The organism is Actinoplanes sp. NPDC024001 (assembly GCF_040638955.1).
Classification (GTDB): Bacteria; Actinomycetota; Actinomycetes; order Mycobacteriales; family Micromonosporaceae; genus Actinoplanes.
On the sequence record NZ_JBEZZB010000010.1, the window covers coordinates 38,605 to 61,039 of the forward strand.

Sequence of the window (22,435 nt, forward strand, 5' to 3'; positions counted from 1 at the left end):
GCTGGTGTACCTCGTCGTCGGCGCCCTGGTCACCGCCGAGGTGGCGCTGGTGGCCGGGCTGGTGCTGCCGGCCGCGACCGCGCTGGTGGCGATGGGACTGCTGGCCAACGCCGGGATCGTGCCGCTGGCGCCGGCCCTGGCGGTGGCGACCGGGGCGGCGCTGCTCGGCGGCAACCTCGCCTACCGGTTCGGCACCCGCCGGGTGGTCACCGCACCGCGCGGGCGCGGCTGGGACCGGGCCGAGCGGCTCTTCGCCAAGCACGGTGGCCGGGCGATCTTTCTCGGTCAGTGGGTGGTGGGGGCGCGCACCCTGATGCCACGACTGGCGGCGCGCTCACGCGTACCCCATCGCCGTTTTGCGGCCTGGCACACGCCGGCGGCGATCCTGTGGGCCTGGTGGATGGTGGGTGCGAGCTACGCGGCCGGCGCGTCCTATGACCTTCTCGCGGCGCGCGCCGGGCGCGCCGCCGGCGCGCTCGCCGCGCTCACCCTGCTCCTTCTCGGTCTCATCCTGGCCGGTCGCTGGTTCGGTCGACACCCCGATCCGGTACGGGGATTCGCCCGCTCCCTGCGCGGCATCCCGCCGCTGCGCGTCATCGCGGAAGGCTGGCCGCCGCGGATGTGGCATCCGGCGGCCGCGGCCGGGCTCAGCCTCGGACTGCTCACCACCCTGGCGGTGCTGCTGGTGGCGGCGATCCCGCCGGTGGTGCGGTTCAGCGGGCTGGCCGCCACCGACGAGACGGTGGCCGACTGGGCGCGGTCGCAGTGGACCTCGGACGGCTATCTGTTCGCGCTGCAGTCGGCGACGACGCTGGTGCCGGAGGTGCTGATCGCGGTGGCGGTCCTGGTGTCGCTGGCGCGGTGGTGGGCGCACCGGATCGGGTTCGGGTCGCGGGAGAACCAGGGCCGGCTGGTGGAGGCGCTGGGGCCGGTGCTGCCGGCGGTGATCCTGGCGGCGGTGCTGGCGATGGCGGTGCCGCCGGGGTGGCGGGCGGCGGAGACGCTGGTGTTCCCGGCGCCGGCGGAGTTCGACGGGCCGGTGCCGCTGGACGCGGCGGCGATGGCGCTGGCGACCATGTCGGCGGGGCAGACCGCGCAGGTGGCGGCGGCTGCGGGACTGCTGGCCTGGCTGGTGGCGCGAGGGTTGCCGTGGCGGTGGCAGGTCGCGGTGTGGACCGTGGCGGCGATCGGGACGGTGGTGTGTGCCGGGTCGTGGATCTATCTGGGGTGGAGCCGGACCAGCGAGACGGTGGCGGCGCTGATGCTGGGGGCGGCCTGGGCCGCGGTGAACGCGGCGGTGTGGTCGGGACGGGAGGATCGCCGGCGGCCGGGTTCAGACCGCGTCGATGACGTCCTGGAAGCCGGCGAACTCCGTGAGGTGCGGGTCTAGGTCGGCCGGTTCGGGCTCAGCGAGCAGGTGCGCCATGTCGGCTCGGATCCTCGAAGCGTCATCCTCATCACCCGCGGCGTCCAGGATTTCGACGAGGAGTTGCAGACTCCCCCGGAAGTAGAAGAGGTTCGCAGGAAACTCGTAGGCATACTGCGCATAGGCTCCGGCGGAGAGGACAGCGCACGCTTTCGCCTGCTCGAGATGACCCTGTCGCAGGTGCAACTCCGCCGCCCGGCCGTTGAGGTATCCGACCGCGTCGAGCTTCTCCACGTCGTCGACCTCGGCCGTCTCGCCGATCACCAGTCCTTTGAGCTGCGCGGCCTCGTGGATCACCGCCCAGGCATCGCCGACATCGCCCACCTCCGTGCGGTGATGGGCCATTTCGGAAAGCGCCCGCTCGAGGTGCGGCTGGGAACTCTCGCGCCCCCGCTGCAGCTCGGCGCGGAACAGCGCGATCCCCTCGACCCCGTAGGGAATCGCCTCGCCCGCGCGGCCCGCCGCACAGATGGTGTCCGCCAGGTTGGTGAGTGAAATGCCAAGATCTTCGCGCTGGTCCGGATCTTCCTGCGCGAGCGAACGCCACATCCTGGTCGCCCTCTTCGCGAACCGGGTCGATTCGCAGTGCAGGCCCAGGTGCCGGAAGAACTTTCCCGCGTGGCTGATGGCGATCGCCAGCCGGCGCCGGTCAGCGAAGTTGCCGAACTTCTCGCTGAGCACCGAAAAGATCTCGACCGCTTCCAGGGTCACGGCCAGCGCCCGGCCCCATCGGCTCAGCGTGCCGAGGCTCATTCCGCGATTGACGAGCAGCCCGCCGAGATCGGCGAACGCGGCGGCCCGGTCATCGATGATCATCTCGTCCGGGAGTTCGCTGATCCGGCCGCCGGCCCGCTTGCGGATCCGGACCGTGGCCAGGTGGTAGATCTCGGCCCGCACCTCGGCGAGACGTTCACTGTCGGCGAGGCTGGAGGCGACCTGCCCGGCGGCCCGGGAAAGGGCGAGGTTCGTGCTGTCGGCGGCGAAGAGTGCCGCGCTGAGCGAAGTGGGGTCACTGTCCAGGAGCTCGGGCAGGTGCTTGGTCAGCGCGGCGGTCAGCGCGGCCCGCGAGTTCGGCCCGTTCCGGGCCGCGAGCGTCAGCAGGTGCAGGATGCGCCCGCGGTGCGTGGCGGTGACGGTGTCGCTCGCGGCCAGCAGCCGCAGCGTGACGGAGCGCAGGTCCGGCAGGGTTTCGAGCAGATGCTCGACGAGCAGGTCGGGGCCGACCGGCCGGATCACGCCGTCCTCCGCGCCGAGCACGTCGGTCAGCCACTCGACCACCTTCCCGGCGTCGTGCGGCGCGACGCCCTCCAGCAGGGCCTTCGCCTCGTCGCGGTGGGGGCTGACCAGCGAGGCCACCGCGATGATCTCGGCGGCCTGGGCCGGGTGCAGGTGGCCGAGTTTGTGCACGCCGAGCGCTGCCTCCCAGCGGATGACCTCCCGGTCGAGCAGGCGCTGCAGGAGGGCTTCCCGGCCGGATCCGCCCGGGTCGCCGCGCAGGGCCAGCAGCACCGCGACGTGGATCAGCAGCGGACGGTCGGCCTGGATCTCACCGACGGCCGCCGGTGACACCCCGAGGCGGCGCGACAGCGATCTGGTGGCCGCCTCGACATGCCGGTCCCGCTCGGCTTCCCGCATCGTCAGGTCCAGGCCGAGCAGGTGGCGGGCGAGGCGGCTCGTCTGCCGGTCGACGGTCTCCCACCAGGAGCCCATGCGACGTTCGAGCAGCAGCAGCCGTACGGAATCGGTGGGGTTGTCGTCGGCCAACCGGCCGATGAGGCCGGCCAGCGGCTCGGCGAACCGGCTGGCGTAATCGACGATGATCAGCAGTGGCTGATCGGAGGAGATCTCGTCCCAGCTCGCCGGGTTGTCGGTGTTGAGCAGGCCGGCGTCCCAGCCGGCCCGGCGCAGCCGGTCGGCGAACTCGGCGGCGAGCCGGCTCTTGCCCGTCCCGCCGCCGCCGGTGACCACGCCGATGCTGAAGCCGTCGCCGGAGTTCGCCCACTCGGTCAGCGTGTCCAGCTGGCCGCCCTCGTCGACGAAGTCGACCACCGCGTAGCGGGACTCCAGCAGCCACGAGTCCGGCCGGTTGGCGGGCAACGCCTGGTAGGGCGGGTGCAGGACCGAGCCGGAGCGGGTGACCGCCTGCGCCGCGGGTTCGCCGGTGAGCCGGCGGAACTCGGGGTCGGCGAGGAGAACGCTCGACGGCAGCACTTTCAGGCGGTTGTTCGGGTAGCCGGCCGGGGTCCGTTCGACGATCCCGAGCAGGAAGCGCTCGGGCGCCGAGAAGACCGCCGCGCCGGAGATGCCCGCCCATGGGGAGGCCGCCTGGTCGAGGTCGCGGGGTCCGGCGGCGGACTCGATCACCAGCCGGCCGTCCTTGACGGCCGCGCCCGGCACGGTCTGCCCGCAGAACGTGTCGGAGTCACGCACCTGGCCCGGCAATTGCGCGACCGCCGGGAAGCCGGTGGCCCGGCAGGCGATCTGCTCCCGCGGGCCGACGGTGCCGAACTTGAGGGCCGGATCAGCCGGCGCTCGGGCGCGAAGGAGCACGGCGTCCACGTCACCGGAACCACGCCACACCACGTCCGCGTCGACCCAGTCGGTGGCGCCGAGCGGCCGCACCGAGATGGCGTGACCGTCCACCAGGACGTGCGCGGCGGTCAGCACCAGGTCGGGAGCCAGCACGTACCCGGAGCCGGACCGCCCGGCGAAGACCTCCGTGACCGAGCTCAGCCGCACGGTCAGCGCGGGCGGACCGGGGTGGTGTCGGCCACCAGCACGTCCTGGCCCGGCGCGGACGGGCTCTCCGGCCGCAGGACCAGCTTCACCTTGTGGGTGGCGGCGTTGGCGTGGTCGGCGCCGCCCTTGAGGGTGAGCACGCCGAACAGGGTGCCGCCCGCCTCGCCCTTCAGCGTGTTGGTGGCGACGACCTGCATCTCCAGCTCGATGAACTCCACCGCGAACTGCAGGTCCTCGGTGGTGGCGTTGTCCACGGCCGCCATCAGCTCGTTGCGCAGCTCGCCGATGGCCTGCGCGAGCGGCAGGTACTCAGGCTCCATTCGCGGTCCCTTTCCGGGTCTCGATGGTGGGCAGCAACGTGCGGCTGCGGCCCGGTCGCGGATACGCCTCCGCGGCGGCCGCGAGACGTACGGCGTGGTCGCGTTGCTTCTGCCAGTGACCGTACAGGGCGCCGCGCCGGGAGAGCCGGTCCACCTCGCGGATGGTTTCCGGGTCGACGTCGCCCGGCGGGGCGTCGCGCCACGGGGTGCCGGGCAGCGGCATGAACGTGTGCGCGTGGATCCGGGCGCCGAGGTCGGCCAGCTCCTTGGCCAGGCCGAGCGAGGCGTCCACGTCGGCCCGGTCCTCCCCCGGCATCCCGAAGATCATGTCCACGTTGATCCGGAAGCCCTCCTCGACCCCGAGCCGCGCGGCGCGCTTCACCTCCTCGACGCCGTGCCCCCGCTTCGCGGCGTCGAGCACCCGGTCGGAGCCCGACTGCGCCCCCACGATGATGTTGTTGTTCGCGCAGTACTTCTTGACCAGCCGCAGCGCCTCACGGGTGACGTGCTCGGGCCGGATCTCACTCGGGAACGAGCCGAAGAAGACCCGCCCGTTCGGCCCGATCCCCTCCTTGCAGGAGGCGAGCAGCTCCTCGACGGCGGCGAGGTTCGGCTCCTCGGTCTGGCTGCCCCAGGAGAGCGCGGTCGGCGTGATGAACCGGACGTCGCGCAGGCCGCGCGCCCGCATCTGGTCGACGTGCCAGCGCACGTTCTCCAGGCTGCGGTGCCGGAACTTCGCGGAGAACATGAACGGCGTCTGACAGAACCGGCAGGCGTAGATGCACCCGCGGGTGATCTCCAGGGCGTTGAACCTGTCCCACTTGAGGGCGAAGCCGGGGAAGTCGTTGAGGTCACGCTGCTCGGCCTTGCCGGTCCGGATCAGGTTGCCGGTGGCGTCGCGGTAGGCCAAGCCGGCGATCCCGCTCGGGTCGCCTTTCGCGTCGACCAGGCTGAGCAGGGTCGACTCCCCCTCGCCGATGGCGGCCATGTCCCAGCCCGCGTCGAGGGTCTGCACCGGCTCGGCGGTCGCGTGCACACCACCGGCCAGGTGCGTGACGTTCGGGCCGTCGGCCCGGGCCCGGATCTGCCGGAGTTCCTCTGCCAGCGCTACGGCGTCCGGCGAGTAGAACGACCAGAGCACGAGGGTACGGGTCTCGCCGGCATCGCGGATGTGCCGGGCCGTCTCCTCGATGGTCTCTCCGAACCGGACTTCGTACCGGGTCGCGGTCTCGTGCTCGCCGAGCGCGCCGAGCAACACGTGGAAGCCGTACGTCACCGCCTTGCGGTAGCGCAGCACCAGGACCAGCTCAGGACCACCCATGCCGCGATTTTGCCAGGCCCCGAAGAACCGTTCCGTCCCGAGCCCAGGGCTCCTGCCGGGACTATTGCTGGTCCGGCGATTCGACGTCCCGTCCGTCGAATGGCATGACGGTAGAGCAGGCGATCCGTCAGACGACGAGGACGGCCTCGCGGACACCGTGCAGTCTGGGTGGCGACGAGGTGCCGGCCGCCGCAAGCGCGGCGGCCGGTCTCGATTTCCTCAGGCGGTACAGGAGGGGGTGGCGGTGGGCCCGGTGCCGGTGCCCTGGAAGCCGAACTCGGTGTAGCCGCCGGCCGGGACCTGGCCGTTGTAGCTGACGTTGCGGAAGGTCACCTGGCCGGTGGTGCCGGTGTTCGTGGCGTTCCAGGCGCTGGTCACCGCACCGCCGGACGGGATGGTGACGCCGACGGTCCAGCCGTTGAGCGCTGCCGAACCGGCGGTCACCCGGATGGTGGCGGTGTAGCCGCCGTTCCACGAGTTGAGCGTCACGCGGGCGCTGCATCCGCCGGGAAGCGGCGGCTGCGAGGAGGCGGAGGGCGAGGGTGAGCCGGGTGTCGTCGGGCCGCCCGCGTTCAGGGCGTTGAGGACCGCGGTGTACGCGGCCTTCTTGTTGCCGTTGCCGTCGAACAGCAGCGGGTTCGCGCCGGTACGCCAGGACTCAGGGTCGCGCAGGCCCCAGACGGTGATGCCGGTGCAGCGGGCCACGGCCATGCAGGCTCGGGTGACCGAGGCGTAGATGTTGGCCTGGTTGCCGCCTTGCTGGACGTCGAGTTCGGTGATCTGGACGTCGACGCCGAGGTCGGCGAACCGCTGGATGTTCTGCTGGTAGGTGGAGTCCAGCGTGGTGCCCAGGTGGGACTGCAGTCCGACGCAGTCGATCGGCACACCGCGGGACTTGAAGTCACGGACCATGTTGTAGATGCCGGTGGACTTCGCGTTGATGCCGTCGGTGTTGTAGTCGTTGTAACAGAGCTTGGCGCCCGGGTCGGCGGCCCGTGCGGCGCGGAAGGCGGCCTCGATCCAGTCGTTGCCGGTGCGCTGCAGGTTGGAGTCACGGCGGCCGCCGCTGCCACCGTCGGCGAACGCCTCGTTCACCACGTCCCAGGAGTGAATCTTCCCGCGGAAGTGGGTGGCGACCTGGGTGACGTGGTTGATCGCGGCGTTGCGCAGGGCGCTGCCGGACAGTCCTTGCGCCCAGGAGGGCTGCTGGGCGTGCCAGAGCAGGGTGTGGCCGCGTACGGTCATGCCCCGGCTCTGGGCGTGGCTGACCAGCCGGTCGCCGTTGGTGTAGTTGAAGCGGCCTTGCTGCGGTTCGGTGGCGTCCCACTTCATGTCGTTCTCGGCGACGATCGAGTTGAACTCGCGGTTGAGGATCGTCATGTAGTTCGTGTCGGAGAGCCGGAACGCGCTGGTGGCGACGCCGAAGTAGCGGCCGGTCTGTGCGGCGGAGGCGCCGAGGGTGGTGGCCGCCTCGGCGGAGCCGGTCACGGCGACACCGGCGGCGACGAGGACGGTGGCGAGGGCTCCGGAGAACAGGGCGAAGCGGCCGTTCCTGGGGATGCGCATGGTGAACGGAACCTTTCCGGGGTTATCGACGGAGGGTGAGCAGGCCGGGACGGTAGGGCAGCAGACCGTAGTCGCCACCGGAGCTGGGGGATCGTCCCTGGTAGAGCAGCTGCAGGTTGCAGGGGTCGATGGTCATGGTCTGGTCGGCGCTGGTACGGAGGAGCTCACCGTGGCTGATGTCGTTGGTCCAGGTGGCGCCGCTGTTGGCCTTGCCCGCGAACGGGTTGTTGTAGGTCGCCGCGTTCGGGGTCCAGGTGCCGCTCAGGCTGGTCGCCGTGAAGGAGCGGAAGTAGCGCTCCCAGGAGCTGGTCCTGGCCTCGATGATCATCAGGTACTGGTTGCGGCCCTGCACCTTGTAGACCTGCGGCGCCTCGAAGATGTTCTCCGAGGTGTCGCTCATGATCGTCGTGTAGTTGGAGCCGAAGCTGCCCGGGAAGTTGCCGATCGGCATGATCTGGCGGTAGATCCTGCCGTTGTCGCCGGCGAAGAAGAGGTACATGTTCTGGTCGTCGCCGATGATCGTCTGGTCGATCACGCCAGTGGTGGAGTCGGTGATCCTCGCGGTCGACAGGGGCTGCGGGGCCGACCAGCTGTTGGCGTTGGCCGGGTTGGTCGACGTGCGGTACGAGAACGACGTCGGACCCCATTGGTGGGCGAGGATCCAGATGTTCTTCGGCGCGAAGTAGAACAGCGACGGCGCGACGGTGCTCTGGTTCATGGTGTTCTGGCTGGCCGAGCCGAGCTGGTTGAGGTTGTCGACGAGACCGAAGTTCATCGAACCCCAGCCACCGGTGGCGCTGCTGCTGTGGGTGGTGGCGTACACCAGCTGCTTGCCCTGGTAGGGGGCGATGGTGAAGTCCTTGAGAGAAGCCCAGCCGGACTTCGGCTGCGCCAGCGGACCGGTCGACGTCCAGCGGTAGGACGAGGGCAGCGTGCACGTCGGCGGCGGGGGTGAGGACGACGGCGGAGTGGACGGCGGTGTCGAAGGCGTGGTGTCGCCGGTGCAGGCGACGCCGTTGAGGGCGAACGCCGCCGGTGCCGGGTTGCTGCCGGTCTGCGAGCCGTTGAACCCGAACGAGACGCTGCCGTTGGTGGCGATCACCGCGTTGTAGCCGACGTTGCGGGCCGTCACAGCGGCGCCGGACTGCGTGAGGTCGGTGTTCCAGAACTGGGTCACCTGCTGACCGGCGGTGTAGGACCAGGTGAGCGTCCATCCGTTGACGGCGTCGCCGAGGTTGGTGACGGTGACGGCGGCGCCGAAGCCGCCCTGCCACTGCGACGAGACCGCGTAGTTCACCGAGCAGCCGGCGGCGGCGGAGGCGGGCAGCGTCACGGCAGCAGCCGCCGAGCCGGCCAGCAGAACGCCACTGACAGCGGCGGCTCTGAATTTGCGCATGCTTCTCTCCTGACGGGGATCACGGCTGACTGACCTCGGGGAAAGATCGCTTGTAGATTGAGCAGCCGTTGACCGCAGGCTACGGGAGCGCTCCCATTCCTTTCAAGGAATCAGTCCACCGACCAGGCGGCACCCGCCCGCATAACATTTAAGGCCCGCCTGAATTGATTCCAAAGAGCGGGTACGGCGCCCATGACCTGCCGCGCAACAGGGCTGCGTCTCCGTCGCCGAAATGACCGACAACCCTCGACTTCGATGACGTTCCCCGCGTAACACTTTTTCGAGGCCATTTTCTTCAACACTGACACCATTGAGGCTTTGGGAGCGCTCCCGTAACCTGCCGAAAACAACTGTTTACGGCAAAAGCATTGACCGCTGCACACGCATCCCCGCCATCCCCCTCAGGAGAGAACCATGATGTCGAGAAGAGCCCGGGCCGGCCTGGTGTCGGCCGGCGCCGCCCTGCTGGCCTCGTCGGCGGTCGTCGTGGCCATGCCGGCCGATGCCGCGGCAACCGGCTGCGCGGTGAAATACACCGTGTCGTCGCAGTGGCAGGGCGGATTCAACGCCGACGTGACCATCACCAACCTGGGTGATCCGCTGTCCAGCTGGACTCTGACCTGGTCGTACGATGCCGGGCAAACGGTCACGCAGGCGTGGAACACCACCCTGACGCAGAACGGCCCGGCCGTGACGGCGAAGAACGTGAGCTACAACGGCGCCGTCATGACGAACGGGACCGTCTCGTTCGGCTTCAACGGAACGTGGAACGGCAGCAACCCCGTACCGGCGAGCTTCGCCCTCAACGGCGTCGCCTGCACCGGCGGCACCACGCCCTCGACACCGCCGTCCACCCCGCCGTCGTCCTCACCCCCGCCGCCGACGTGCACGCTGCCCTCGTCCTACCGCTGGACGTCGACGGGTCCGCTCGCCGAACCCAGGTCGGGGTGGCTGTCGCTGAAGGACTTCACCAACGTCGTCCACAACGGCAAGCACCTGGTCTACGCCTCGAACGTCTCCAGTTCCGGGTACGGCTCGATGAACTTCACCCCGTTCACGAACTGGTCCGACATGGCAACCGCCGGGCAGAACGCGATGAGCCAGGGCACCGTGGCGCCCACCCTGTTCTACTTCGCGCCGAAGAACGTCTGGATCCTGGCGTACCAGTGGGGCCCGACCTCGTTCAGCTACAAGACCTCCAGCGACCCCACCAACGCCAACGGCTGGTCCGCGCCGCAGACCCTGTCGACCGCCTCCATCGCCGACGCCCCGTACGGCGTGATCGATCAGACGGTGATCGGTGACGGCCAGAACATGTACCTGTTCTTCGCCGGTGACAACGGCAGGATCTACCGGCAGAGCATGCCGATCGGCAACTTCCCGGGCAGCTTCGGCTCCTCGTACACCCAGATCATGAGTGACACCCGGGAGAACCTGTTCGAGGGTGTCGAGGTCTACAAGGTCGCCGGCCAGAACCAGTACCTGATGCTGGTCGAGGCGATCGGTAGCCAGGGACGCTACTTCCGCTCGTTCACCGCCACCAGCCTCGGCGGAACGTGGACCCCCAACGCCGCCACCGAGAGCAACCCGTTCGCGGGCAAGGCCAACGCCGGCGCCACCTGGACCAACGACATCAGCCACGGTGACCTGGTCCGCACCAATCCGGACCAGACCAAGACCGTCGACCCGTGCAACCTGCAGCTGCTCTACCAGGGCAAGAACCCCAGCGTGAACGTCCCCTACGACCAGCTGCCCTGGCGGCCGGCCCTGCTGACCAGGCAACGCTGATGGGCCGCCGCGCCCGCACCTCCCTGGTCACCGCCGTCGTCTCGGTCACCGCCGCGCTCCTGGCGCTCGGGGCGGCCCCGGCCCAGGCCGCCGTCGGCGGGTCGGGCCCGTACCCGGCCGACTACGAGACCTCGTCCGGCCTGCCCAACCACACCATCTACCGGCCGCAAAACCTGCCGGCCGAGCGGATGCCCGTCTTCGTCTGGGGCAACGGCGGCTGCTCGGGCAACGGCCTGTCGCAGCAGAACTTCCTGCGCGAGATCGCCTCGCACGGCTTCCTGGCGATCGCCAACGGCGCCCCGAACGGCTCCGGCTCCACGACGGCCCAGCAGCTCACCCAGTCGATCAACTGGGCCGTCGCGGAGAACTCCCGGGTCGGCGGCAAGTACTACGGCCGGCTCGACACAACCCGGATCGCCGCCGGTGGCTTCTCCTGCGGCGGACTGGAGGCGTACGCCGTCTCCGGCGACCCGCGAGTCACCACGACCACCATCTTCAGCAGCGGTCTGCTCAACGACGCCGACGACTACCAGCTCCGGAGGCTGACCAAGCCGATCGCGTACTTCATCGGCGGGCCCGGCGACATCGCGTACCCGAATGCGATGGACGACTGGAACAAACTCCCCGCCGGACTGCCCGCCTTCATGGGCAACCTGAACGTCGGCCACGGCGGCACCTACGACCAGGTCAACGGCGGCGAGTTCGCCCGAGTGGCGGTCCTCTACCTCAAGTGGCGGCTCAAGGGTGACACCACCGCGGGCGGCAGTTTCGTCGGCGCGAACTGCGGCCTGTGCGGCACACAATGGCAGGTCCGGCAGAAGAACCTGACCCTCGACGGCGGCACACCGACGACCCCGCCGCCGTCGGCCTGCTCCGCGGCGTACTCGGTGCAGGACCAGTGGAACGGTGGCTTCGTCGCCTCGGTGACCGTGACCGCCGGGACCGCCGCGGTGAACGGCTGGCGGGTCGCCCTGGGCCTGCCGGGCGGGGCGTCGATCAGTTCGCTCTGGAACGCTGTCGCCACCGGCACCAACATTGTCACGAACGCTGGCTACAACGGCCGGCTGTCACCCGGCCAGAGCACCACCTTCGGTTTCCAGGGCACCGGAACCGGCGGCGGCGCCACGGTCACCTGCACCGCGAGCTGAGGCCGCTGGTCGGGGGCGCCCGTACCGGCGCCCCCGACCGCACCTCGACCAGGGTCGTGAGCCCCGACCGAGTGACAAATGCCGAGCCGAGAAGACGGCACGGCATACGCGGCGCCGCGGGCTACGCCGGATCACCGTGGTAGCAGCGGCCGCCAGAACCGGCACTGATGCTGCCGGTACACATTCACCGGCCGGACCTCGGCGCTGGACAGCGACAACGCCGTGCCCGGCCGGTCCGGTGCCCAGCCGGGACCGGGCCGCCCGGTGTGCGCGAAGGCCGTCCACCGGCCGATCAGCTCGGCGGTGAGCCCCGGGTCGGTGTCCTCCGCCGGCACGCCGGGCAGGTACGAGTCGAAGAAGTACCGGACGTCGTCCCCGTGTGAGGCGCCCAGCGGCAGGTCGCCCAGGGTGTCGCCGGAGTCCTCAGCGAACTCGTAGGCGTACACCGGCGCGCGGTGGGCGGTGTTGAAGGGCCATTGGCTGCAGGTGCCCATCGTGCGGCCCTCATCGGTCTGCAACGTCGCCAGCGCGAGACTCGGCGTCGCGTACCGGGCTGCCGGATATCGGTTCAGCACCGTGACAGCGTCCCGGCCGTACCGGTCGTGGACGATGCTCCGGTATCGGTCGGCGGTCATCGTGTTCTGTTCGAGGTTCAGCAGCCGGGCGAGGACGCCGCGCATCTCGTCGCGAGTACCCCCGTGAATCAGCGGTACCCCGTGGATCAGGCCGGTCCGGGCGGCGTGCAGCGGCTGCCGGGGCAGCGCCGGCGTACCCGCGGTGTAGAACCAGGGCATCGCCGCGGCGATGTCGCGCTGGTGCGTGGCGGTGTTCGGCAGGGCGGCGATCCGCTCCGCCGGCAGGGCACGCAGGCACGCGGCGACGTCGGGCGCCCGGTCGCAGCCGAGTGCCGCCACCGCGCGGTGGCCACGCCGGACGGCCTCCGCGCGGGTGACGACGTGGTTGCCGCAGGAGGCGCTCTGCACGACGGCCTTGTCGAACAGCCCGCGCGCCGACGGTGAGGCGAGGTTGGCGCACACCCCGAAGCCGCCGAACGACTCGCCCCACAGGGTCACGTTGCCCGCGTCGCCGCCGAAGGCCGCGATTTCGGTGCGCACCCAGCGAAGGGCGGCCTGCTGATCGGCGAGGGCGAGGTTGCCGGCGTACGGGTCGGGCAGGGCGTCATGCAGCAGGAACCCGAGGGCGCCCAGCCGGTAGTTGACCGTCACGACGATCACGTTCCCCGCCCCGGTGACCGGCCGGGGGTCGTAGTGGCTGCCCGCGCCGGAGTTGCCCCCGTGCAGAAAGACCATGACCGGCAACCGGCGGCCGGCGTCACGCGGCACGTGCACATTGAGGTACAGGCAGTCCTCGGAACCGTCGTACCGCGTCGGGGCGCCGGGCGGGTACGCGTACGTCTGCGGGCAGATCGGCGCCGGCTTCACCGCCTGCCGGACCCCGGACCAGGGTGGACGCGGCCGCGGCGCCCGCAGCCGCAGCGCACCGACCGGCGCGGCGGCGTACGGAACACCGTGGAAGATGCGATGGTCCGCCGTGACGAGACCGCGCACCGCGCCGGCGGCAGTTCGGACGACGGCGTGGCCGTCGTCCGCGCCGGAGGCGGCGACGGGCGCGGCGGCGAGGACGGCCGCCAGCAGGCCGCTGATCCAGAGTGTCATGGTGTGGCGTCCTTTCCTGCGGAGGGTTCTCCGGGTGCGGTGTGCCGTCACACCGACTCCTCGTTCAGCACGCTGCTGCACCGGCGGATCATCGCCAGCTGCAGGCGGGCGACCATGCCGGGCGACAGCACGCGGCCGGCGAGCCGGCCCACCACGGTCGGCGGGCGGTTGGTCACCTCGCTAGCCGCGAGCCGGGCGATGGGCCGCACCCGGCGGGTACGAGCGCGCTCGTACCGGCGCAGCTGCGGCACCGGATCGCCCGGTGTACGCAGGGCACACCGCAACGTCCAGGCGTCCTCCAGGGCCTGATTGGCGCCCTGCGCCTGCGACGGCGGGAAGGCGTGTGCCGCGTCGCCGAGCAGGGTGACCGCTCCGCTACCCCAGCGCGCCGGGACGCGGTGCACCACGTGCGGATACCGTCCGATGTCGGCGGCACTCACCGAGGTCAGCAGTGTGCGGACCGGTTCGGCGTACCCGGCGAACCGGTCCCGCAGCCACTCGCCGACCGGGGCGGTACCCGGTCCGGGCGGCGGCACATCGAACCACCATTGCAGCAGTCCGGCGCCGGCCGGCATCAGGCCGCACAGACCAGCCGGGCCGACCAGGCAGATCGCGCGGGACCCGCCGGTGAGCTCCAGCGGTACGGCGGTGAGCCCTTGCCAGCTCACCCAGCCGTTGCGGGCCGCGCCGGCATCGCCCAGCACCGCGCCGCGGACCGCCGAGCGATACCCGTCGGCGCCCACCACCACGTCGGCGGTGTGCCGGTCGCCGCGGGCATCAGTGACCGTCACCCCGTCCGGCCCGGCCGTCACGCCGACCACCTCGCAGCCGGGTGTCACGACGCCGGGCCGCAATCCGGCGGCGAGCCGCCGGAGCAGGTCGGCGCGCGGGACGGTGGCCACGCCGAAGCCGGTACGCCGGCGCAGTAACCGCAGGTCCGCCCGGGCGAACGGGTGCCCGTTCGAGGAGCAGAGGTCGAGTGTCTCGATGACCCGGCCCAGCCCGTCGAGCGGCACGCCGAGGCCGGCCGCCGCGGCCGCGCCGTTGCTGTACACGGTGACCGCGGCCCCGTCGGTACGCAGGCTCGGCGCCCGCTCCAGGACCCGGACGCCGTGCCCGTCCGCGGACAGGCCGGCGGCCAGGGCAAGACCCCCGACACCCGCACCTACGATGATCACGTCCATGGCTGCCCCGCTTCGCCGATCGGCTGCTCCGATGACGATTCACGGTCACCGATGCACAGCCCCGGCGCGTCGCCCAGGTGACGCAGCCGCCGCTACGTCACCTGACGTACGGGCCGCGCCCAGAACTCGGGTGGCGCCCGACCCGCGCTGCTCACCACGGTCAGTACCGCCGCCAGACGGCCACCACCGAACGCAGGCTCACAAGTAGTGGTTGGCGGGACCGCCCGGCCGGTCGCGGGGCCGGGCAGTCCCCGTCGCCGGCTCGTCAGGGCCGGCTGCGGAGGGCGAGCGGGAAGGTCCCCTCGCCGACGTCGGTGAGCGTGCGGGTGTACTGCCTCAGGTAGGTGTCGAGGAAGGGTGAGCGATCGCCCTGGGTCGGCACGTCGAACCGCGGGTTCTGCAGCGCGAGGCCCAGCCGCGCGCGGGTGACCTCGATGGTGTTGCCGCTCGGGGTGTCGCGCCAGCTCCCGCTGCCGATCGTCCCGATCTGAACCCCCAGCTGGTGACCCACCTCAAAGGTCCAGTCGGTGGATTTCAGGTCGAACGCGACGCGGCCCGCCCGTTCGATCAGCGCGACGTTCTCGTCGAACATCACCGCGGTCCCGTCCGGGGCGACGTCCCACAGCCGCACCATGACGTTGCCCGGCGCGTTCGCGTTCATCGTGATCCGCGGGGTGGCGGTGATCCGCAGCCGGGACGTGACCGGCGTGGACCAGCTGAAGTAGCTGCTTGCGTCGCCGGGCGCGAGGCGCAGACCGGCGGGCGGGGCGGGATCGGTGAAGTGCTCCATGTCCCACTGCTGGCCGGCCGGTACGGTCAGCGTCGAGGCGATGCCGTCGTCGACGTACGTTCCGTTCGACAGGGTCGCCGTGGTGTACGACGACGGCGCCGGCCAGGTGGGCTGTGCGCGCCACTCGCCGGTGTTGTCCTCGATGGCGTAAGCCGGGTCGTGGACCGACGGCCTGGCGCCCTTCAGGTAACGGTCGTAGAAGCGCATGACCTCGTCGAAGAACCCGGCCCGGCCCATGAGCAGCTGGCCCTGCTCGTTCGTCTCGTTGCCGCGGACGTGCTCCCACTGCCCGAGCCAGCCCCGCTCGACGCCGTGGTGGTTGTCGAGGTATTCCTCCATGTCCTCGGGCTTGGTGTTGTTCTCGATGAAGCCCTGTGTGACGAAGAGCGGGGTGCTCGTGCCCCTCGCCTGCGCCGCGAGGTTGCGGGCGCGCCAGTAGGGCGAGTCGAGGTCAGGATTGTTGTTGTTGGTGAGGTTGTCGGCCAGGCACTCGGGGTGGCTCTGCTCGTACGCCGCGTTGGCCCGGTAGCGCTCGGTGTCGTCGGGCAGCGGCGCCAGCGTGGCGATGCCGTTGTAGGCGTTCGGAGTGCCGGTCACGTTGGGCCGGGGCACCTCGTTGCTGAACAGGTAGTTGTACATGTTCCACACCGGCTCCTGGGCCACGACGGCTTTCAGTGCCCGCTGGCGCAGGTTGTTGCCGATGAGCCCGGTGACGGCGTCGTACGACTTGCCGTACATGCCCACCTTGCCCGTCGACCACGGCTGGGTCGCCGCCCACTGGATCGCGGCCTTCACGTCCGCCTGCTCGCCCGGTCCGGCCCAGTCGAGGCAGCCGGTGCTCCCGCCGAAGCCACGCAGGTCGACCATGACGTAGGTGTAGCCGCGGGCGAAGAGGTCCGTGCCGCTGGTGAAGTCCGCGAACCGGCTGGACGGGCCGGTCCGGGGCCACCCCTCCGGCCCGGTCTGGCCGGCGTGGCTGAAGTACGGGCCGACGGCGAGGATCACCGGCGTCCGGGCGTGCGACGGCAGGTTCGCCGGCCGGAGGACGTCGGCGTGGAGTTCGACGCCGCTGTTGTCGGCGGAGGGGAAGTAGGCCTCCGTCCACACCGCGCCCTCCGGCACGCGGGGGTTCTCCTCGTGGGTGACGCCCGCCGGGGCCGGCGCCGGGGCGGCGGCGGCCGCCGGGCCACCCACCGCGAGAGTCGCAACCGTGATCAACGCGGCTGCTGCTGTCCGACTGCGTACGCGCACTGAGCCTCCAAGAGATAGACCGACATCTCTGCAAGACCCCGACGCTAGCGTGCCCGGGTGTGGATTACTCGTAGGCGATGGCCTCCAGCACGTTGAGCCGCGACGCCCGCCAGGCCGGCCACAGCGCGGCGGCCACCCCGGCGAGTGCCGCGATCAGGACGAACACCGCCAGGCTGACCCACGGCACGGAGATCGTGCTGAGGAAGTCGATGTCGATCAAGGCCGCGGACAGGGCGACCCCGAGCCCCAGCCCGACCACGATCCCCAGCAGGCAGCCGAAGACGGCCATCACGACCGACTCGGTGCCGACCATGCGCATCACACCGAACCGGCTGAGCCCGACCGCCCGCAGCATGCCCAGCTCGCGGGTCCGCTCGTAGATGCTCAGCAGCAGCGTGTTCAGGATCCCCAGCAGGGCGATGAGGATCGCCAGGCCGAGCAGCACGATGACGATCGTCAGGGCGATGTCGACGAACGAGTTGAACTGCTCCACGAGGCTGGACCGGTCGCCGACGGTGACGAGCGGGAAGTCCGACATGATCTGCTCGATCCGCTCGGTGACGGCCGCGGCGTCGGCGCCCTCGGCGAGGTCGACGTATCCCTGGTTGGCCAGCGGCCCGGTGAAGTCGCCCACCGCCGACCGCGGCAGGAACAGCGTGCCGGTCAGGATCGGCGTGCTCTCGAAGGTGCCGGCCAGCCGGTACCGCCGCTCACCACCCTTGCTCAGCGTGATCGGTACCTGGTCGCCGACCTGCCAGCCGCGTCCGTCGGCGGTGTTCTCGTCGGTCACGAACTCGCCCTCGCCGAACGTGCCGAGATCGCCGGCGACCGGCTTCATCCCGAACATGTCGGCCGCCACCGTGAAGTCCTGATCGACGGCGGCGAGCCCCAGCGTCTGGTTGGCCTGTCCCTCGATCACGGCGTCGATGGTGACGAACAGCGACAGCGCGCGCTCCACGTCGGGCAGCTCGCGGACCTGCTGCATCGCCGCCGCCGAGAAGCCGGTCTCACCGCCGGGCGGGCCCTGCGTCTGGTTGGTCTGCACGATGACGTCCGCGCCGATGGACGAGTTGACCTGCTGGTCGATGGTGGTCTTGAACGAGGCGCCGACCACGCTGGCCGCGCTCACCAGCGTGACCCCGATCATCAGGGCTGCCGCGGTGACCGCCGTACGCCGCGGGTTGCGCAGCGCGTTGCGCACGCCCAGCTTGCCGCTTGTCCCCCAGCCGACGGCGCGGCCGATGAGGCCGGCCAGCGGCCGGGTGAGCAGCGGCGACAGCAGCGCCACACCGAGAAAGACCAGCCCGACACCGAACAGCAGCGCGGGCAGCGTCAGGTCGCCCGCACCGGTCAGGCCGAAACCCACCAGCGCGGCGCCCGGCACGGCCAGCGCCGCGCCCACGATCGACAGCGTCCGCAGCGGCTTGTCCGGCCGGGCCACCTCACGCATCGCCGCCAGCGGCGGCACCCTGGACGCCTTCACCGCCGGCACGAGCGCCGAGAGGACCGTGACGAGAACCCCGACCGTGTACGCCAGCACGATCGGGGTCGCGCCGACGCGCACGCCGCCGCCCGGCAGGTCGACGCCGAGCAGGCCGGTCAGCAGCGCGCTGCCCGCGTACCCCAGCGCGATGCCGGCCAGCAGGCCCAGGGTGGCGCCGACCAGCCCCACCAGCACGGCCTCGACCAGCACCGAGCCGGCGACCTGCGCCCAGCTCGCGCCCATCGCGCGCATCAGGGCCAGCTCCCGGGCCCGCTGCGCGACCACGATGTTGAAGGTGTTGAAGATCAGGAAGATGCCGACGAGCACCGCGACGATCGCGAACGGCCCGAAGAAGTATCGGCTGAGCTGCGACAGGCCCTCGTTGACCGCGTTCGCCTGCTCCTCGTTGGCCTGCTCCCCGGTCATGGCCTCGAACTCGGCGGGCAGCAGCGGGGCCACCCGGTCGCGCAGCTCCTCGGACGAGACGCCCGGCTCGGCGGCGAGGAACGCACCGGAGTACACCCCGGTCCGGCCGTAGAAGATCTCTTGAGCCTGCGCCTCCGGCAACAGCACGAGCGTCTCGCCGGCCAGCGAGTCGCGGTCGCCGCTGTACGTGACGACGCCGACCACCGAGAACTCCCGGGCCTCGTTGACCCGTGGCAGGTAGATCTTGAGCCGGTCGCCGACCGTGGCATGCGTCTGCTCGGCGGTGAAGCGGCTGATCGCCGTCTCACCGGCCTGCGTCGGCCACCGTCCTTCGGCGATGCCGACCAGCGCGAACGGGTCGTTGCCGGTGACCCCGCCGCCGATCTGCGGCGCCCCGGAGGTGGTGACCGGGTCACCGTCACGGACGTCGAACGGGACCACGCCGAGCGCGCTCACGTCGCCCTGGACCGCCGCCGCGCCGGGGACCCGCAGCCGGTCGAGCTGCTCCCGGGTCAGCAGCGGCGGCTCGCCGTCCTCGGCCGATTCCTCGGTCGCGCTGATCTGCACGGCCACGTTCTGGTTGATGGAGGTGAACAGCTTCTCGAAGCGGGCGCCGAGAGAGTCGGTGAGCACGAATGCCCCGGACAGGAAGCCCGTGCCCAGCAGGATCGCCACCAGCGCCAGGGTCAGCCGCAGTTTGCGGGAGAACAGCCCGCGAAGGCTGGCGCGCAGCATCAGCGCTCGCTCTGAGTGGCAGCGGCGGGAGTGTCCAGGCTCTTCAGGCGGTCGAGCACCGCTTCGGCGGTGGGGTCGCGCATCTCGTCGACGATCTGGCCGTCGGTGAGGAAGATGACCCGGTCGGCGTAGCTCGCCGCGTTCGGATCGTGGGTGACCATGACGATGGTCTGGCCGTAGTCGCGCACCGACGCGCGCAGGAAGGAAAGGATCTCGGCGCCGGAGCGGCTGTCGAGGTTGCCGGTGGGCTCGTCGGCGAAGACCACCTCGGGCCGGCCGACCAGGGCACGGGCGCAGGCCACGCGCTGCTGCTGCCCGCCGGAGAGCTGGGCGGGGCGGTGGTCGAGGCGGTCACGCAGGTTGACGGTGTCGATGACCGTGTCGTACCACTGCCGGTCCGGCTTGCGACCGGCGATGGAGAGCGGCAGCAGGATGTTCTCCGCCGCGGTGAGGGTGGGCAGCAGGTTGAACTGCTGGAAGACGAAGCCGACCTTGTCCCGGCGCAGTTTGGTCAGGCCGGCGTCGCCGAGGCCGGTGACCTGCGTGTCGCCGATGTAGACCTGGCCGCGGCTCACCGAGTCCAGGCCGGCCAGGCAGTGCATGAGCGTCGACTTGCCGGACCCGGAGGGCCCCATGATGGCGGTGAAGTGGCTGCGCTGCAGCTCCACGTTCACCCCGCGCAGGGCGATGACCTGCGCCTCTCCGCTGCCGTATGTTTTGTACAGGTCGGTCGCGCGGGCGGCGACCTCCGTCGCATCCACTCGTCACTCCTTCGGCACACGCTGATGGGCGGCCCCGGCGTGTGGGAGGAGCCCCGTGGCGCACTCAAGCCTAATCACCGCGTGCCAGCTCGGCGTATAGATCGTCGCCTCGTTGACACCCAGGTTGCTCGACCGTCGTCAGTGGACGGTCGGGGTGACGCTCGCCGACCGCACCCGATAGTCTCTGGCCAAGCAGTTCCGTATCGAATCGGAGGACACCGGTGTCCGAGTCGGGCAACGCCATCTCGAAGCTGGACACCGGGGTGCCGCACTCCGCGCGTCTCTGGAACTACTGGCTGGGCGGCAAGGACAACTTCGCCGTCGATCGGGCGGTCGCCGACCAGATCCTGGAAATGGTTCCCGAGATGGTCGAGTCGGCCCGCGCCGACCGCGCCTACCTGGGCCGGGTCATTCGATACCTGGCCGGCGAGGTGGGCATCCGGCAGTTCCTCGACGTCGGTACCGGCATCCCGACCGCGAACAACACGCACGAGGTGGCTCAGGCGATCGCCCCGAGCAGCCGGGTGGTCTACGTCGACAACGACCCCCTGGTGCTCGCCCACGCCCGCGCCCTGCTGACCAGCCACCCGGACGGCCGGACCGACTACCTGGACGCCGACATGCGCGAGCCGGAAGCGATCATCGAGGGCGCCCGCAGGACCATCGACTTCAGCCGGCCGATCGCCCTCACCCTGCTGGGCATCCTGAACTTCGTGCCCGACGACGACGAGGCCGCCGCGCTGGTCGCCCGGCTCGCCGAGGCGCTTCCCAGCGGAAGCTACGTGGCCATCTCGCATCCCACCACGGAGATCAACGGGGAGACGATGGTCGAGGCGCTGCGCCTGTGGAACGAGGGCCCGGCGGCGAAGATGGTGCTCCGCAGCGCCGAGCAGGTCCGGCGCCTGTTCGGCGACCTCGAGCTTGTCGAGCCCGGCGTCGTCAGCTGCTCGCGCTGGCGTCCCGATGCCGGCAGCGAGCACGCCGAGCCGGTCCCGCACTACGGCGGTGTCGCCCGCAAAGCCTGATCTGACGCCCGAGCCCGGTGCCGGGCTCGGGACGCCTGCTCCTCGTTCGCCCGGGCTGGCGTCTCGATTTGCCGTCGACGATTAGACTCTCGTCGATCCGACGCAGCGGTTGGGGGCAGTCGATGGTCCAGACGGGTGACGCGGAGGAACCGACCGGAATCCACCGGGCCGGCGGCAAGCCGTGATGCACCGCCGGCGCATCGTGATCCCGGCCGGGATCGTGCTGGCCGTGGCCGCCGCCGTCACGATGCGCGTCGCCGGAACCACCCCCGGCGGCGCCCCGTCCGCAGCCGTGCCACCCGTCGTCGCGGCGCCTTCCTCTCCAGCCCCGGCTACCGCGACGTCAGAACGCGATACGCCGGCCACGTCTCGCCAGACGACCCCCACGCCGACCCCGGCCTCCCTCCTGGATCCGCCACCAGTGGCCACGCCCGGCCCGGAACCGTCGGGCTCCACTCGGCCGGGTTCCGCTCGGCCGGGCTCCCCACGGCCGGGTTCCCCACGGCCGGGCTCCCCGCAGCCCGGTGCCGGACCGTCACGGCCGCCGCAGGATCCCGGCCCCTCCGGTCCGGCCGCGCCGCCGCAGACCCTCGACCTGAACGAGTTGCTGGAACAGCACGGCCCGGTGCCCGAGGGCGTGCCCGCCCAACTGGACCTGTTCCTCGGCGGCGGCTCGCGCTGCGCGGGCATGGGGGACGACGGTCCGCCGCGCATCCGGGTGCGGCCGGTGGTGGAGATCCCGACGGCGCCGATCTTGTGTTTCGGGGGCTTCGACGGCTCGCGCGACCTCACGGTCACCGTCACCACCTCGACCGGCACCCGCAGTACCTTCACGATCAAGGCCTACTGGGACAGCCTGAGCGAGATCGAATACCTGCTGCCGCCGGGCAGCCCGACCGGTCGCTACCAGGTCCACGCGGCCCAGGGACGGACAACCGTCAGCACGACGTTCGAGGTACGCCGCGCCAGCGTGCCGACGCTGTGGCTCAAGAACTTGATCACTCAAGGGGAGACGATCCACGTCTATCTCGGCGGTTTCGCCCCTGGCCAGCCGGTCGGCCTCCACCTCTACGCCTGCCCGCAGCTGCAATACCGCACCACGATGACCGTCTCGATCGACCACAACGGCGAAGGCCGCCTGGACCTGCGGACGAACACCGCCACTGAGCCGACCTGCTACGCGATGAACAACGCCCTCATCTACACCCCACCGGAGATTCCGAACGCCTGGCCCGAGCCGGACAACTCGGTCTTCTGGCTCCATCGGCCCACTCCGCCGACGTCGCCGCCGCCGCCCTGCTTGACCAGGGCATCTCGCTGCTGACGCTCCTCCTGCGTGGGGATCGCGGGCGGTCAGCGCCGCCTGGACCGCCGCCCCCATCCGCCCGCCGCGACGGTTG

15 protein-coding genes are annotated in these 22,435 nt (G+C 70.9%); 5 read left to right on the top strand and 10 right to left on the bottom strand.

What is annotated here, in order from left to right; genetic code table 11:
* Positions 1-4 precede the first annotated feature (4 nt).
* A complete protein-coding gene (locus AB0F81_RS06220) occupies positions 5-1,390 on the top strand; it encodes a DedA family protein (RefSeq protein ID WP_360191788.1) in 1,386 nt (461 codons plus the stop codon).
* Here AB0F81_RS06220 and AB0F81_RS06225 read toward each other — a convergent pair.
* The 5 genes from AB0F81_RS06225 to AB0F81_RS06245 all read right to left on the bottom strand — a co-directional run bounded on the left by AB0F81_RS06225 (position 1,334) and on the right by AB0F81_RS06245 (position 8,768).
* Positions 1,334-4,165 carry a trypsin-like peptidase domain-containing protein gene (locus AB0F81_RS06225; protein ID WP_360191791.1) on the bottom strand — a complete coding sequence of 944 codons (2,832 nt, stop codon included), beginning with the start codon at positions 4,163-4,165 and terminating at the stop codon, positions 1,334-1,336. The two genes, AB0F81_RS06220 and AB0F81_RS06225, sit on opposite strands and share 57 nt — an antisense overlap.
* Before the next feature lie 2 nt (positions 4,166-4,167).
* Positions 4,168-4,485, bottom strand: coding sequence for a trypco2 family protein (locus AB0F81_RS06230; protein ID WP_360191794.1), 318 nt, complete (start codon positions 4,483-4,485; stop codon positions 4,168-4,170).
* Positions 4,475-5,806, bottom strand: coding sequence for a TIGR04013 family B12-binding domain/radical SAM domain-containing protein (locus AB0F81_RS06235; protein ID WP_360191797.1), 1,332 nt, complete (start codon positions 5,804-5,806; stop codon positions 4,475-4,477). The genes AB0F81_RS06230 and AB0F81_RS06235 overlap by 11 nt, the downstream gene beginning before the upstream one ends.
* A 219-nt stretch (positions 5,807-6,025) precedes the next feature.
* On the bottom strand, positions 6,026-7,372 hold the full coding sequence (locus AB0F81_RS06240; RefSeq protein ID WP_360191800.1) for an endo-1,4-beta-xylanase: 1,347 nt from the start codon (positions 7,370-7,372) through the stop codon (positions 6,026-6,028).
* 22 nt (positions 7,373-7,394) lie between these two features.
* Complete coding sequence (locus AB0F81_RS06245; protein ID WP_360191803.1) at positions 7,395-8,768, bottom strand: non-reducing end alpha-L-arabinofuranosidase family hydrolase; 1,374 nt, start codon at positions 8,766-8,768, stop codon at positions 7,395-7,397.
* Between the two features lie 414 nt (positions 8,769-9,182).
* Here AB0F81_RS06245 and AB0F81_RS06250 point away from each other — a divergent pair, with 414 nt between their 5' ends.
* Both AB0F81_RS06250 and AB0F81_RS06255 read left to right on the top strand, forming a co-directional pair.
* Positions 9,183-10,556, top strand: a complete 1,374-nt coding sequence (locus AB0F81_RS06250; RefSeq protein ID WP_360191806.1) for a non-reducing end alpha-L-arabinofuranosidase family hydrolase — start codon at positions 9,183-9,185, stop codon at positions 10,554-10,556.
* Positions 10,556-11,704, top strand: a complete 1,149-nt coding sequence (locus AB0F81_RS06255; RefSeq protein ID WP_360191809.1) for a cellulose binding domain-containing protein — start codon at positions 10,556-10,558, stop codon at positions 11,702-11,704. The genes AB0F81_RS06250 and AB0F81_RS06255 overlap by 1 nt, the downstream gene beginning before the upstream one ends.
* A 131-nt stretch (positions 11,705-11,835) precedes the next feature.
* Here the strand turns inward: AB0F81_RS06255 and AB0F81_RS06260 are convergent, their stop codons facing one another.
* The 5 genes from AB0F81_RS06260 to AB0F81_RS06280 all read right to left on the bottom strand — a co-directional run bounded on the left by AB0F81_RS06260 (position 11,836) and on the right by AB0F81_RS06280 (position 20,010).
* Positions 11,836-13,380 carry a carboxylesterase family protein gene (locus tag AB0F81_RS06260; protein WP_360191812.1) on the bottom strand — a complete coding sequence of 515 codons (1,545 nt, stop codon included), beginning with the start codon at positions 13,378-13,380 and terminating at the stop codon, positions 11,836-11,838.
* 47 nt (positions 13,381-13,427) lie between these two features.
* Positions 13,428-14,564 carry an FAD-dependent monooxygenase gene (locus tag AB0F81_RS06265; protein WP_360191815.1) on the bottom strand — a complete coding sequence of 379 codons (1,137 nt, stop codon included), beginning with the start codon at positions 14,562-14,564 and terminating at the stop codon, positions 13,428-13,430.
* Between the two features lie 265 nt (positions 14,565-14,829).
* Entirely contained in the window at positions 14,830-16,605 is a 1,776-nt protein-coding gene (locus AB0F81_RS06270; RefSeq protein ID WP_360191818.1) for a CocE/NonD family hydrolase, read from the bottom strand.
* Positions 16,606-16,669: 64 nt separating this feature from the next.
* Positions 16,670-19,249: an FtsX-like permease family protein gene (locus AB0F81_RS06275; protein ID WP_360191821.1), complete on the bottom strand. Its 2,580-nt coding sequence runs from the start codon at positions 19,247-19,249 to the stop codon at positions 16,670-16,672.
* On the bottom strand, positions 19,249-20,010 hold the full coding sequence (locus AB0F81_RS06280) for an ABC transporter ATP-binding protein (RefSeq protein WP_360191824.1): 762 nt from the start codon (positions 20,008-20,010) through the stop codon (positions 19,249-19,251). The genes AB0F81_RS06275 and AB0F81_RS06280 overlap by 1 nt, the downstream gene beginning before the upstream one ends.
* Positions 20,011-20,231: 221 nt before the next feature.
* On the opposite strand from AB0F81_RS06280, the gene AB0F81_RS06285 reads away from it, so the two are divergent.
* Together AB0F81_RS06285 and AB0F81_RS06290 are read left to right on the top strand one after the other, a co-directional pair.
* Entirely contained in the window at positions 20,232-21,035 is an 804-nt protein-coding gene (locus tag AB0F81_RS06285; RefSeq protein WP_360191827.1) for an SAM-dependent methyltransferase, read from the top strand.
* 625 nt (positions 21,036-21,660) lie between these two features.
* A complete protein-coding gene (locus AB0F81_RS06290) occupies positions 21,661-22,359 on the top strand; it encodes a hypothetical protein (RefSeq protein ID WP_360191830.1) in 699 nt (232 codons plus the stop codon).
* Positions 22,360-22,435 lie beyond the last annotated feature (76 nt).